9 protein-coding genes are annotated in these 13,506 nt (G+C 55.6%); 3 read left to right on the forward strand and 6 right to left on the reverse strand.

From position 1 onward, the window contains the following. The first annotated feature begins 391 nt into the window (after positions 1-391). Complete coding sequence (locus PSOLE_RS05150; protein ID WP_041772952.1) at positions 392-2,152, forward strand: hypothetical protein; 1,761 nt, start codon at positions 392-394, stop codon at positions 2,150-2,152. A 170-nt stretch (positions 2,153-2,322) separates the two neighbouring features. Continuing rightward, positions 2,323-2,976, forward strand: coding sequence for a YkgJ family cysteine cluster protein (locus PSOLE_RS05155; RefSeq protein WP_012019480.1), 654 nt, complete (start codon positions 2,323-2,325; stop codon positions 2,974-2,976). A 666-nt stretch (positions 2,977-3,642) separates the two neighbouring features. Here PSOLE_RS05155 and PSOLE_RS05160 read toward each other — a convergent pair. The 6 genes from PSOLE_RS05160 to PSOLE_RS05190 all read right to left on the reverse strand — a co-directional run bounded on the left by PSOLE_RS05160 (position 3,643) and on the right by PSOLE_RS05190 (position 11,332). Then, on the reverse strand, positions 3,643-4,143 hold the full coding sequence (locus PSOLE_RS05160) for a hypothetical protein (RefSeq protein ID WP_012019478.1): 501 nt from the start codon (positions 4,141-4,143) through the stop codon (positions 3,643-3,645). 388 nt (positions 4,144-4,531) lie between these two features. Next, the gene (locus tag PSOLE_RS05170) at positions 4,532-6,748 is read right to left on the reverse strand and encodes a DEAD/DEAH box helicase (protein WP_003118393.1); all 2,217 of its coding nucleotides are present in this window, start codon (positions 6,746-6,748) and stop codon (positions 4,532-4,534) included. Continuing rightward, entirely contained in the window at positions 6,723-8,018 is a 1,296-nt protein-coding gene (locus PSOLE_RS05175; RefSeq protein ID WP_003118394.1) for an ATP-binding protein, read from the reverse strand. The genes PSOLE_RS05170 and PSOLE_RS05175 overlap by 26 nt, the downstream gene beginning before the upstream one ends. After that, entirely contained in the window at positions 8,015-10,501 is a 2,487-nt protein-coding gene (locus PSOLE_RS05180; protein ID WP_023106009.1) for a tellurite resistance TerB family protein, read from the reverse strand. Before PSOLE_RS05180 ends, PSOLE_RS05175 begins: the two co-directional genes overlap by 4 nt. Positions 10,502-10,769: 268 nt before the next feature. After that, positions 10,770-11,066, reverse strand: coding sequence for a LasR-specific antiactivator QslA (locus PSOLE_RS05185; protein ID WP_003118396.1), 297 nt, complete (start codon positions 11,064-11,066; stop codon positions 10,770-10,772). After that, a complete protein-coding gene (locus tag PSOLE_RS05190; RefSeq protein ID WP_071537428.1) occupies positions 11,063-11,332 on the reverse strand; it encodes a hypothetical protein in 270 nt (89 codons plus the stop codon). Before PSOLE_RS05190 ends, PSOLE_RS05185 begins: the two co-directional genes overlap by 4 nt. Before the next feature lie 800 nt (positions 11,333-12,132). Here PSOLE_RS05190 and PSOLE_RS05195 point away from each other — a divergent pair. Further along, positions 12,133-13,503, forward strand: a complete 1,371-nt coding sequence (locus PSOLE_RS05195; protein WP_074856588.1) for a multicopper oxidase family protein — start codon at positions 12,133-12,135, stop codon at positions 13,501-13,503. Positions 13,504-13,506: the final 3 nt, after the last annotated feature.

Raw genomic sequence — 13,506 nt, forward strand, 5'->3', positions numbered from 1 at the left:
GCGCATGAACCCCTGCCGACTAGGGCGACTAAGGCGGTCGTGAAAAAATCAGGAAAAATCGCGGAGGCTCCACCCAGCGCAGCGGCCGGGTGGAAACCGTCTATTTTTCTTGATTTTGAGGGGGCAAGAACCCCTGCTCTGGAAAGGGGAGAGTGTCACCAGCGGTGGCAACCTAGCGTTTCGTTTGTCGGTAACTGGCTGGAGCCGGCCAGAAGCAGCCGTTAGTGGTTGGCTACGCGACGCCCTCTCATGGAGGACCTAGGTATGAGGGCAGGAGGGCTCTAGGGAAGTTGGGCCTATTCACTTTGTCCCGCTCAGCGTTTGTGACTCGCTCTAGTATCGATTATGGCACCATGCTACTTTCGCAAAAATGCCATGGACGGAGTCTCACATGCCCGAGCGGTTAACCCTGACCCAGAATGCTCAGTTTTATCGTGAAGATGTGGCGCTGACAAACGAAGCCATTCGTAATATTTTGGATGCGGCTTCTGATAACAAAACGCTTGGTTCTGTTTTTCTTATCGACCAGATAGACGCAGTACGTGAGCTTGAGGACGGCAGTCAATTTCGGTTCAGTCTGAGAGTATTCCCAACCGCGAGACCTGTCCACTTCTGGGGCGAGCCTCTATCAGACTTAATCCATGCGCTCATTTTGATCATCCAGATTGACGGCTATGTGGCGGTACTGAAGAAGTCCTGCGCAAGCGTTACCGAGGTTCTAGAAAGATACCTCACCCCCATCAAGAGTTCAGAGTTAACGGCTTCATTCAGCGATGAAGAAGCTGAGTTTCAAAAAATCGCGATGCGGAACATGACTGTTTCGGAACGAGCAATGCGCAGTAAGGCTTACGAGGCAGCAGATCTGAAAGGTCTGCTTTCCTTACACGCTGCGGGAAGGTCAATTCCCTACTTTTTCAAACTTAAGCTCAATGGGCAAGTTAAAACTATCTCGGCACAAAGTGGCCGAGTAGTGGAGTCCTCCGAGCGAAAATCACTTAACGACGTCGTGAAGTGGGTTCGCCTGCAAATTGAGCAGATCAAAAATCCTTCTGGTGAAAAAGAATTCTTAGAAGCATTCGCACAGATGGTTGAGCTAGATATCGTGTGGGATGCCACGCAACCTACTGCCGCATTAATTGAGTCATCTTTCATCGTTGATAATTTGCTAGAGAAGGATGTGCCGTTAATCTATACGACAAAAAGAGGTCGATCTTTCGAGCTGACAGGAAAGCAAATTAGCGCATTAATTCACCAACTTGAAAAGGTATACGAAGTTAACCCAGCACCGGGCTTTGAACTAAATGGCACGAGCAGGTCGGCCAGCCTTAAGAAAAATAAAAATTCAATTTCCTTGAGTTCCCCAGCTTTACGGAAGATCAAGCTTGAGGAAAATGGGAAAGAGCGCACCCTACAGGCATTTATAAACAAGAATGACCTGATTACTATTAGTTTTGCCAATCCGCAATATATGTACTTTATGGGGCAGTGCTTTAAGGATGGGGCGGGCCTAAATGAAATACCGAGCCTTCTCAAATCGTTTGTGGCGATTGACGATCTAGCGCTAGCGATCTCTGAAAAGGGTGATTACAAACCCGCCAGGAAAAAATTTGACGCAAATTCCGTTTTCGGAATTATCGAAAAGCATTTCAGCAAGAATGACTACGTTTTCTGTGACGATCTAGGTGATGAATGGGCAGATCACATCGCCTTCAACAAAAAAGAGCACTCAGTAAGTTTTATTCACTCCAAGCACGGAGATGTCAGTAAGTCTGCTAGCAATCTGCATGATGTTGTAGGTCAAGCGATAAAAAATATCGGAAACATGGACCTAGACTTGCGCACATTCATTCGAAAGTACGACGAAAAGATTCTAACAAACTACCGCGACGGCACAATGCCGCGGATAAGGAAGAAAATTCCAGGCGACTTTAAAATCTACCTTACTGAACTTAGACAGGATTATCGATTCAACAAGCGCTGCATAATCTGCTGCTCGTTTCTATCAAAGGCACTTATTGAGAGCGAGTTTGGTAAATTGCACAGAGGAGTGCGAGTGCCTGGAAATATAACCCAGATGTTTTGGATTCTTTCATCTTTTGTGCATGCAACAAAAGAAGCAGGAGCTTCACCTATTATCTATTGTCGGCCATAAAGTCGGTCATAAATGTTAAGAGAAAACCCTTTGTGGGTCGAGCTATGCCTGTGAAGACCCGCCGAGGGGCGCCTGAAGAATTTTGCACGTGCGTATATAGCAATTTCTGGCGGTTTGCAGCCGATCGCCTCCAGTTGCATGCTCAAAGAAGACATTGAGACGTACCTAAAGTGCGCCTCTCCATCGCCCAGAAACGTGTATATGTACTTATAGCCAGCCTGGGCAAATGGTCAGTACGATCAGGCAGAACAGCTAGTCGGGAAAAGAATATGGGGCTCAAAGAAGATCAGGAATTTTCCCGCGCGGCCTGTGAGCGCTTAATCATGGGGTTTCCAGCAAAGCTCCTCAAGAAAGAGTCCGCAATCGCAGATCGCCTCAGCCAGGTGAAACTATCGCCCTTGAAGAAGCTGGAGGCCGTCTACGAGCTTCTTGGTGAGATAGGTGCACACATAGCGCCTTCAACGCCCTGCAAGAAAGGTTGCTCATCCTGCTGCCACTACGGGGTCAATGTTTCTGAGGTTGAAGTTCAGTACATAGAGGCACGCACAAAGCACAAACGATTGAAGCAGATGCTGCCTAATGAAAACTTCCATGGGCAAGCGTGTCCTTTCCTTAAGGAAAACTCCTGCAGTATCTATTTAGCTAGGCCATTCGTTTGTCGCCGGCATCATTCACTGGCACCGACTCCTGAATGGTGTGCTCCCGATAAGTCAGCTGCAGGTGATTTTGCTCGGCTTGAATCCAGCGAGCTGAAAAAAGCTTTTGACGCCCTACGTGTAGGCAGTCCAGTTTGGGATATCCGACAAGTTTTCAGGGCCCAATGAGCCTCGTAGTTCGTATAGAAGAGTCAAAATGATCACTTCCAATAACATCTCAGCGGCGCTTCCCTGAGATCGCTTCTGGTCTTGGCTACCGGAAGCGGTCATTTGAGACAGGCCGCTTCCAGCCATTAACAGGCGTGTATTTACAGGGCTAGCCGGTACAAAAGTGTGGAAGCAGTGTCTCCACTGCCAACGGGTCGAATGTAAAGGTAGCGTGGAGGTAATAGCCGCCCAAGAGGGCAGCTATCATTGCTCCGTACGCTTCTAACTAGCTGGCATCTGCTTGCCGCGACGAGACACCTCTTATCATGGCCGGTTGAAGGCGGTGCCTAGCATGCTTGGCGCAAAATCCCTCCATTAGCTCACTCGGAGCATAGACAGGAGTCATTTTAGTAGTGGCCGCTCCGGAACGAACCAGGATCTTATCGACTGTGCATGCTTTGCACGGCAGCAGCCCGGCAAGAAATGCGCATTCAGCGCATACCACAATATGGTTGCTCGGGTCGTGGTCGTGGGTGTTTGACAGCTCGATATGTGTTGCGTGGTGATCCCAGACATGCGCGCAGCGTATGGTGCCAGCGGACTCGTTGTCCGCCGAAATAATGCGGGTAGTCATGACTGACCCCTCCTGAAAAGAAGTTGAGAAAAATCTTTCTGAAAAGGAGGGTATTAACGGAGTCTGTGGCGGAACTCGCTGAGCTCCGGCCCGTAGGCAAACAGAGGGGTTCGATTGCAAGCGGTTTCAGCTATTTTATCGAGGCTCATTAGTTTGCAGAGTTCAGTTTTTAACAACCGAATCGTTTCCGCTGAGCCCAGATAATATTTGCTTCCTGATAGATGACCCGCGACAGCTCGCAGAGAGTCGAGAATCGCACCTATTGCTTCCGTAAAGCTGGTAGTGCGGGAGCTAATTACAACTCGCGCGTAATCATCGTAGGCCTGTAACAGCTCTTTGCTGATGCCGCGAACTGCGATGCTTGCGGTGCCGCCCCTTAGGTCGCCTTCCGACGATTCAAGGGCTTCTTGGGTCAAACGAGCGATTTTGTCCTGATAGATATGCGCCTCAAGCAGCGCAATCTCACGGGCGACCTCCTTTTTGCCCCAGGACGTAGCCGGAGAGGCACTTTCATGCGCCTCAATGACTAGGTGGTTGGATTTAGGGCAGTTCATCGTTACGTCTACCGTTGGGGATCTGAACCAGCTCAGACCACATCTCAACTATATGCATCAGGAACGAGCCCTTCAACCAGCAGTAAGCCTATACTTCCCCAAAAGCTCATTGGTCCGAGGATTCGCTGGTGTGCTCTTGCCGTGTTTGTGCCACTAGGTTGCAAGTGCCTCCATCGTTGGGCAGAGCGCTCTCGCCTTGTCGGTAATCTCGTGTTCGGCGCATGGCGGTGTCTTCGCGTAGACGGTGAGTCGTCCTTCGTCTGTAGGCAGCCAAAGACTGCTCCTGGCCGGTTTCGGCCGGTTTCCACAGGCCGCAACGGGTCGAATGCTGCTGGTCGGGACAGGCCGGAATCGGCCCAAGACAGACATCACTTGAATATGGCAAATGTCAGGGAGTCACCGCAGGGCTCATCAGCCCCACTGCCAATGTCTTTGCTCCACCCAAATCCAGCTGCATTGTGGCGTATGACTGCATGAGTAACGCTGGCGGGAGCACCCAATCCCATTTCTCTTGAGCCATGTTCTGTACTTCCACCAGAACAGCGGATTCATCAATGCCATCCCACTCGGCGATCTCGCGCAGCTTGCTTTCAAGCGACGTCCGATCTCCCTCAACCTCGATGACCAATCCACTGTTCTCACTGGCTAGTCCGGTATACGTCAGCAAGATAGCCAGTGCATCGTTCGTCCAATCGCCTTGCCAGGTGAAAAGGTAAGTCTTACCTCCGCTTTCGGTCATGCTCGAATGTTCCAATCCGAGCTCCGAAAAGGTTCTACGCGCCTGAGCCAGTAGTTCCTGCGCCGTGGTATCGAGATAGGGATAGATGTCCGTCTCCAGCAAGACGGCCTTCATCTCTTGCCGAACCCGATCATGTACACGGGCTCCAAGCCCGTCGAAGGACGGGGGAGCACCACCAGGATCGGATCTCACGACGATGACCTTGGCCTTAGTGTCCACGCTCGTGACCCGCCAGCGGCGCCCCGCAAAGATGATGCGCTGATCGACGGTCAGTGGCCTGGAGACGGGCAATGCGCCAAGTGGTTTGCCATCGCATACCAGGCGGAACTCTTCATTGCTGACAAATGCACTGTAGAAGTCGTAGTGGTTGATCATGCGTTCCCCCATCACACCGGGCAGCAGGAGCCCCGATGGTTCCTGGGTTATCAAATCGCGCTCACCGAGGGCACGAAGCAAACTGAGGAAGCTGCCCTGCTCCACCCCAGTGAACGGACCACTGCATATCAAGGTGCTCCACAGCTCTGCAGCTGTAGCTCCACCCCGCTGGGCTATCACCGAGAGGCACTGCTGTACCAGTGTCGATAAATGAAGGCCATGAACACGAGGTGGCTCGAACCAGCCCTGCATCAACAACCGGATCATCGCGATGCTTTGCAGCAAACCCTGGCGAAGTCGATCCGACAGTGGCGAGCCATCGTCCAGCTGACGCTCCTTGCAGTAACTTCGGAGAATGGCTGCTTCTCCCGGACGGCGCCCGGATCGACCCAAGCGCTGACGTAAGCTGGCTACCGATGGCGGCGCCCCGATCTGCACCACCGTCTTGATGCTGCCTATATCGACCCCAAGCTCCAGCGTGGTAGTGCAAACTGCGGTGGCAGGCCGGTCACCGCCTTTCAGCGCTTTCTCGGTTTCCTCTCGAATGTCCTTCGCCAAGCTGCCGTGATGCGGCCAGAACTCGTTCGGTACACCATCCTGCTCGCAACGGCGACGCAGATTGTCAGCGAACCACTCCACCTGAGTTCGACTGTTGGGGAAGATCAGGTTGTTGCTGCCCCGTAGTACCTGAAAGAGGTGCTCTGCGATGGCATGGTCCGGAGAAAAAACCTCATCATCTTCAGGCTGTATCGGGAGCGCATGCTTGGACTCCACATACCCTCTAATCTGAACCTTAAGTATCTGGCCACTCCCCTTGGACTCAATCACCGATACATGATGAGGGGCATTGGGACGCAAAAAGGCAGCGGCCAGCATCATGTCGCCCAGCGTGGCGGAAAGACCAACCCTGGGCAGGGGGCGATCAATGATTGTTTCCACTCGATGCATGAGTGACTGGAGCTGCTTGCCTCGCTCACTACCGATAAAGGCATGGAGCTCATCCACCACTAGGTACCGTAGGTTGGCAAACAATCCCGCTAGACTGGTCCCCCTGTTGACGAAAAGAGCTTCGAGCGACTCCGGCGTGATCAGCAGAATGCCTTCCGGGGACTTGAGGAAGCGATGTTTGCGGCTCGCTGATATATCCCCATGCCAAGCAATGACTGGAAGTTCAAGCTCATCGCAAAGTCTCGCCAAACGATCCCACTGGTCATTGATGAGAGCCTTTAACGGGCTGATGTAAAGCACCGCCCCTGGCGTTTCTGTGTCCTGCAGGAGGTTGGTAAGGATGGGCAGGAACGCGGCCTCGGTTTTCCCTGCAGCTGTAGCCGCCGCGATGATGACATCCTGATCCGCGCCCAAAAGCGCAGGGATAGCGCGCTCCTGGGCATCGCGCAGGGAGGTCCAGCCTTCGGACCATATCCAGCGCTGGATTCGCGGCTCAAGGAGTGCGAACCCAGCCGATTCAGAGCTGGAAGGTGGCAAGCTCATCGTCCGTATCTACCTGGGTATCGGCCTCACCACCTCGATCCGGTGCAATCTCTACGGCCCCCAGCAGGGCGCGCCAATCAGCATCCGGATTCTGCTCCAGCACCGCTAGCAGGTTGATGAATGCGGTGATGGTCGTTCGTGGGGTCCGGAAGTAGGCCTCGCCCATCCGCTGATTACAGTGGGCCATAAACAGCGGCAATGCTTCGTCGGGTAGCAAATAACGCTCGCTCACGCCTGCCGCGTATACATGACGCAGTTTCTGCAGCAGCACGTAGAAATCCTCAGGCGTCAGACTGGTGAGGCGTATGACAGGACCAGAAAGATCTACCAGCCCGGACTTGGCGAAGTTGTTTTCCGCCAAACGCGACTGCAGAGCCGGATAGCTGTAGAGGCCGCGGCGAGTATCCATGAGAAACTCGGGGGTACCACCCAACACAAAACCAAGCCCCTCAGCGGAGCCCTGCAGGGAGTCATTGAGGATACGCAGAATCTGCTCGTAGTTAGCGTTGCGAGCCTGGGTGTTGGATAGCTTGTATAGGTTCACCAGCTCATCGAGACATACCATCAACCCGCTAAAGCCGGCCAATCGAACGAATCGTGCCAGCAGCTTGAGCTGATCGTAGACCGACGCATCGTCGACGATGGTTCGCACACCCAGTGCAGTGCGGGCATCTGTCTTGGTAGTGAACTCGCCACGCAACCAGCGGATAGCATCAGCTTTGAGCTGCTCGTTGCCCTCCTCGAAACCTTTGCAATAGGCCGCGATTACATCAGCAAAGTCATAGCCGTTGACCATCTCTGTCAGTTGGTCGAGATGCTCACGAATCACAGCCTCACTGTCTTTGCCGGACGCTTTAGCTTCCGTTTTGGCCTGTGCAATGAACTTCTCGACTATTCCTTGCAGAGCGCCGCCATCAGGCTTAGTCCGGGTGGACATATTCTTGGCCAATTCGGCATACAGCGAGCGAGCCTGGCCGCCAGTAGCATGGAGACGACGATCAGGGTTCAGATCGGCATGCATGGTGACGAGCTTGCGCTCCATCGCAATAGAGCGAACCAGGTTGAGGAAGAACGTCTTGCCTGCACCATATTCACCGATCACTACGCGGAACGCGGAACCACTTTCCGCGAGGCGCTCCACATCACGGATGAGCGCTTCCAGCTCACCGACACGCCCCACTTGAATCAGGTGCTGGCCTGCACGGGGAACGACGCCGGCGCGCAGGGACTGGATGACCGCATCGCGGTCCTTGGCTCTGATGCTGCTCATAGCGGTAGTTTGTCCATGATTTCAGGGTTGATTTCGAAGGGGTCTTCACCCTCGGTGACTGGCATATCGAAATGCTCGAAGGCCATGTCGTTGATCTGCTCCAATGCTCCGTCGAGCATGAGCTCCATATCGCTTGCAACCGCCTCCAACTCGTCGCGAGACCACTCAGTACGGGATACGAGTACGCGCAGGAAGGCTGAGTGATCGGCGTCTAATCCACAGATGGAGGAAGTATCCTCGACAGTCTCTTCGACAACGACCTCATCCGGCTCAGCAGGCTTGTCATCAACGAAAACCTGAGCCAGCAGCGCAGATACCTGTTCCGTTTCACGCTGCAACTGAGCGATGCGCTCCTGGTCCAGAGCAAATCCGCCAACGGGCTTGGACGGAGTTGCTCCGGGTATGGAGGGCGTTGTCTGCGATGAGCCAACGGGGCTGCCACTGGCGGCCACATGAAGGTCGCTGTACAGCGATTGCGGATCCAGCTGCAGGGTCTTGTAGACACGCTCCAGCAACTTCACCTCTGCGGGGCTAACCTCGCCGTCGACCTGCGCCAAGTGAGCGAGAAAAGCCGCCACAACCCTCTTCGCTGGCCCGGCTAGGGGCTCCAGTTTCTTCTTCAGGCTTTGCAGAGTTAGTGGCTGGTTAAGCTGCAGACGCAGGTGGGCCTTCAGGCGTTTCCGATGAGCACCGCTCAGGTGACTCCAGGAGTCGATATGCTGGGATAGCAGCATAATTTCCTGCGGCGACGTGTCACCATCGGCCGCCGCCACAGCACAAGCAAGGTCCAACGTAACAGAGGCGGCGCTATAAGCCGGCGAAGACCGCAGATCGCCATCTTCAGACTGGGTCGCAAAGAGCGCCACATTGTCCTCTGACTTGGGTGTTCGGCTGCCTGCCAGCACATCCGGCTCGATACCTATGTGTAATGACTCCAGCGCGCGGGCGAGCGTCAGAACCTTGTCTCGCGACAGGCTACCTGCACTCTGCAGCCGCCCTGCCAGCTCACCGAAGCTCATGACCACCATGCCGTCGCCGATGCGTTGTTTCAGCTCGTCGAGCGCTGTTCGAGCAGTTGGCGGCCACAGGTTTACGGGCAGCTGTAACAGTCCTTCTAGTGCATCAGGAGTGCTGGGGTTGCGGCCGAGATAACGACTGTAGGGCTCCAACTGCACCGTGCATTCGTCAACCAACTGCTGCAGCTTTTTCCGAGCTGCGCTGGTCGCAGTGACATCAGGAATACCGGATAGGCCATCCAGCTCTTGGGGTGGTAGACCCGCAGAAGCGGTGTTGTATTGAAGTCTCAGACGGGTCTTGTTCTGAGGGAGCACCATACCAGCGCCATAGCGTTCCTCGTAGCACATACGGAACAACTGGGCGAACGCTTCTTTACAGCGGGTTACAGGTGTCCGCTTCCCGATGTTGTGATCAGACAGCACCCAGGCCAACGCCCAGTCTGCCGGCATTGGTTGCTTGTCAGCAGCCAACTGTCCCAGGCCAATACGTAGCTCTATGGGCATTTCATAGCCGTAAGACAACGGTGCCGGCGGCGCCTTTTGATAGCGGCGGGCAAGCACTTGACCTTGACGGAGGAAGTCTACGAAGCGACTGGCGTAGGTATTGAACGAATGATTCTCGTCGTAGATCGAGAGCAACCTTTCGACCTCGGCAATGATGCTAGGTATCTCGGCGGCTGCAGCCTGATCCTTCTTCGCATCGACGAATGCCCTGCGCTCCAGGCCATAGAAGAACAGGAATACGTAGCCGATGTTGGCATGCGGAGCCTTCCGACCACTGGATAGCCATTGCAGATATGCGCGCCGAGCTTCAGGGGTGATGTTGTCGTAACTGGGCCAGTAAGAAGTGAGACGCTCAGCGATATCAACAATGCCCCGTGCAACCTTCAGCTTCGGGTTGATCAGCGAGGGTTCCGAAGATCCATAGCGGCTGTTTCGATCCTCACCGACATAGATCAGGCCGCCAGAAATCTTCTCGCCAGCAACCTCAATGGGTTCGCCAGCGGAAAGCCAGCGCACCTTGGCACTAGCCAGGTCCGCCGGCGCACTCGGAATTCGGTGGGAAGGCCACTCGGCGGCCTCAAGTGTCACGGTAAAGAAACCTGAGCTGTCCCGCTTTGCCGAAACCTGCTGGGGCGAGGCCGGGACTTGAGCCGATACAGACGGCTCACCTGGGGGAAAAACCTCGTCCAAAGAGAACGTCAGCCCCATGCTCGTGGGGGCATCAGAGGAGCTTGAACGAGCGACCTCTCGACGGAACGGCTGCTTAGCCGGTGGCGAAGATACGGCTGGTGGTTTGCTGAAAGCCTTGATGATCAGCCAACCACCCATACCAATAATGGCTACTCCACCCAAGACAACCCACACCCCCTTGGGAACGGAAGCAAGCAGCCCGATCACTATGGCGCCCAGAACCATCACTCCAGATACACCGGACTTGCTGCTGCGCCTACGCTTCCTTGCCATCGCCTCGACTCCCCTAAAGCTATGCTGGCCGTTTGGCAGTATCGGAAATTCGAATGCATCAGCCAATACCTCGCCGATAACTCTAGCACCGCCGTCGTTACCCTATGAGACAGCGGAGTGAAGTGTCCTCGCTTTCGTAGCCGCGGTATGACCGCTGTTGGCCGTTCTCGGCCTGTTCTAGGGCGCCCGCGTTATCGGGGCGTCCCAAAAATTTGACGACATGTGACGGTTAGCGCGAGCCGGTAAGGCCGGCTCGCGAACATCCGCTTCACAGCTCCAAGGAAAGGGGTTTAGCCGACTGGCCGCAGCACTTGGGTGAGCATATGCGCTGGTGGATGCGGCTGAGGAAGCCTACTTCGAAGGCTCTCCGTTCTATCGCGCATGGCAGTAAGTCGCGCTCGGCGATCATGACCGCCCAGAGCCAGCCGCTGCGGGCGTTGTCGAGCCAGGTTTGGGCCAGCTTCACGCCTTGGTTGAATGCCTCTCTGCAGTCAGCAGCCCAGATGATCTCGACACCTGGGTGGCCATCATGGGGAGGCAGGCAGGTCATTACGCCTTTGCTCATCTCGCACCTCCTCGCGCCTCGGATAGGGCTCGACGATAGAGCACGACCATTTCGTCGAGCAGATCCAGAGCTGAGTAAGCAGCGATCCGTATGCGCAGGTCTGCCGGCTGCAGCCCATCAGGTTCAGCCAGTTGATCCAGCAGATTGCCGAGCATGACGCCACGCAGTTCAGCTGCAGCTTCAGCGGGTAGATGAGAGCCTTCGGATTCATGCAGCGGGCTTCGCTGCAGCGGAAAAGGTACAATGCAGGATTCGAACTCAGCCATGGCACACCTCCAGGTCAGAGGTGTGCAGCAGTAATAGAAGCCCAAGGCGGAGCTCTCGGGTAAAAAGGGGGTAGCGCATTTTCCTTATGCTCCTTCGTGAGATTAAGGAGCCGCAGCCATTCGCTACCACACGAATGGAGGCGGACCGTGCAAGGGTGGTAGACCGACCCACGAAGGAAGGCCGGCCAGGCAAAAGCCTGCCTCACACGGCCCGCCATAAATGCACGAGAAAACAGCAGATCCTGAGAAGGGCCTACTCTCGTTTATGACGCAACCGCGCCTTCGTGTGAATCGGGCTACCACACCCGGCCGTGGGATTGACCACGACGGGCGCACTCTAGCCCGAGGGTTTCAGGATGGCAACCTACTCTGGCGTAGCTGAGATTGGAGACGGGTAACTCCTCGGCCTCTGATTCGGCGGCGGCATGTTCGAACTCGTCTCGAGGGCAGGGTACGGATAATATGAGGGCTGATTGATGATGGTGCCGCCAGAGCCGTCGCCCCGCAAATCGATCTATCTCCCGCGTCAGCAAAAGCTCTGCGCGATTGACGGTAGAAGTGACGGTAGGGCTCCATTGCAATCACAACGAATCCCCTAAGCCAAGCGGGCTCGGGCGGCTTGTTGATGATCGAGTGGGAGTGATCCCCGGCGCTGTATGAAGAAACCGGCTTAGGCCGGTTTTTTCATGCCTGCAGATCGGTGCTGCGGCAACCCGTCTCTGTTTGCGGACTCGTTTTTCAAGTGATGAAAATGAGAAGATACCGCAAATGAGTATGGCTACAGATTGCCGAGGATGAAAATGTCGTTTACCCGCAGACAAGTGCTCGCCGGCCTGGCTGGCCTCGGTGTTGCCGGCCTGGGCGCCGGTGGCGTGCGTTACTGGCTGGGGCGCCCGGAAAATGTGGCGACTCACGACTATGAGCTGATCGCCGCGCCGCTTGATCTGGAGCTGGTGCCGGGGCAGGTGACGCCGGCCTGGGCTTATGGCGGGCAGGCGCCGGGTGTCGAATTGCGCTGTCGTCAGGGCGAGCGTCTGCGGGTGCGCTTCATCAATAAACTGGATGTGCAGAGCACCATTCACTGGCATGGCATTCGTCTGCCGCTGGAAATGGACGGTGTGCCTTACGTTTCCCAGGCGCCAGTGTTGCCGGGCGAGTATTTTGACTATGACTTCATCTGCCACGATGCCGGCAGCTTCTGGTATCACCCGCATACCACCAGTGCCGAGCAGTTGGGGCGCGGCCTGGTCGGGCCGTTGATTGTCGAGGAGCGTGAGCCGAGCGGCTTTGGCCATGAGCGCACGTTGAGTCTTAAGACTTGGCACATCGACGAGCAGGGCGCCTTCACCGAGTTTCTGGTACCGCGTCAGGCGGCGCGTGAGGGTACGCGTGGGCGCTTGACTACCATCAACGGTGAACCCAACCCGACTCTCGACTTGCCGGCAGGGCAGGTGGTGCGTCTGCGTCTGATCAATGTCGACAACACCGTGACCTATCGGCTCAATTTGCCGGGTGGAGAGGCGCGCATCTATGCGCTGGACGGTAATCCGGTGCAGCCGCGCCCCTTGGGCAAGGAATACTGGCTGGGGCCGGGCATGCGCGTCGATCTGGCGCTGAGGGTACCGGCAGTCGGTGAAGCCTTGTCGCTGCGCAATGGGCCGCTGCGTCTGGCGACGCTCAAGGGTGTAGCCACTGGCGAAACGGCGGGAAGCTGGCCGCCGCCCCTGCCGGCCAACCCGATTGCCGAGCCGGATCTGGCGCGCGCCGAAACGCTGCGTTTCAACTTCGAGTGGGCGGCGATGCTGTCCGGTAACGTCGAGCGTGGCGGCAGTTACAAGTATTGGCAGATCAATGGCCAGGCCTGGGATATCAATGACAAAACCTGTGCCGAGCGCCCGATTGCCACGCTGAAGAAGGATGGCCACTACATCTTCGTGCTCCGCAACATGGCGCAGTACCAGCACCCGATTCACCTGCACGGCATGACTTTCAAGGTGCTGAGCTCGGACCGACGCAAAATCATTCCCTACTTCACCGACACCTACCTGTTGGGCAAGAATGAGACGGCGCGCATCGCCTTCGTCGCCGATAATCCCGGTGTGTGGATGTTCCACTGCCACGTCATCGACCATATGGAAACGGGGCTGATGGCGGCCATCGAAGTGGTGTAGGGT

The organism is Pseudomonas oleovorans subsp. oleovorans, assembly GCF_002197815.1.
In the GTDB taxonomy this organism is placed as follows: Bacteria; Pseudomonadota; Gammaproteobacteria; order Pseudomonadales; family Pseudomonadaceae; genus Aquipseudomonas; species Aquipseudomonas oleovorans.

Coding starts and splice junctions, on each gene's coding strand:
- PSOLE_RS05185 (WP_003118396.1), bottom strand. CDS start 11,066: ATGAGCAAAGGCGTAATGACCTGCCTGCCTCCCCATGATGGCCACCCA.
- PSOLE_RS05170 (WP_003118393.1), bottom strand. CDS start 6,748: ATGAGCTTGCCACCTTCCAGCTCTGAATCGGCTGGGTTCGCACTCCTT.
- PSOLE_RS05150 (WP_041772952.1), top strand. CDS start 392: ATGCCCGAGCGGTTAACCCTGACCCAGAATGCTCAGTTTTATCGTGAA.
- PSOLE_RS05175 (WP_003118394.1), bottom strand. CDS start 8,018: ATGAGCAGCATCAGAGCCAAGGACCGCGATGCGGTCATCCAGTCCCTG.
- PSOLE_RS05190 (WP_071537428.1), bottom strand. CDS start 11,332: ATGGCTGAGTTCGAATCCTGCATTGTACCTTTTCCGCTGCAGCGAAGC.
- PSOLE_RS05180 (WP_023106009.1), bottom strand. CDS start 10,501: ATGGCAAGGAAGCGTAGGCGCAGCAGCAAGTCCGGTGTATCTGGAGTG.
- PSOLE_RS05160 (WP_012019478.1), bottom strand. CDS start 4,143: ATGAACTGCCCTAAATCCAACCACCTAGTCATTGAGGCGCATGAAAGT.
- PSOLE_RS05195 (WP_074856588.1), top strand. CDS start 12,133: ATGTCGTTTACCCGCAGACAAGTGCTCGCCGGCCTGGCTGGCCTCGGT.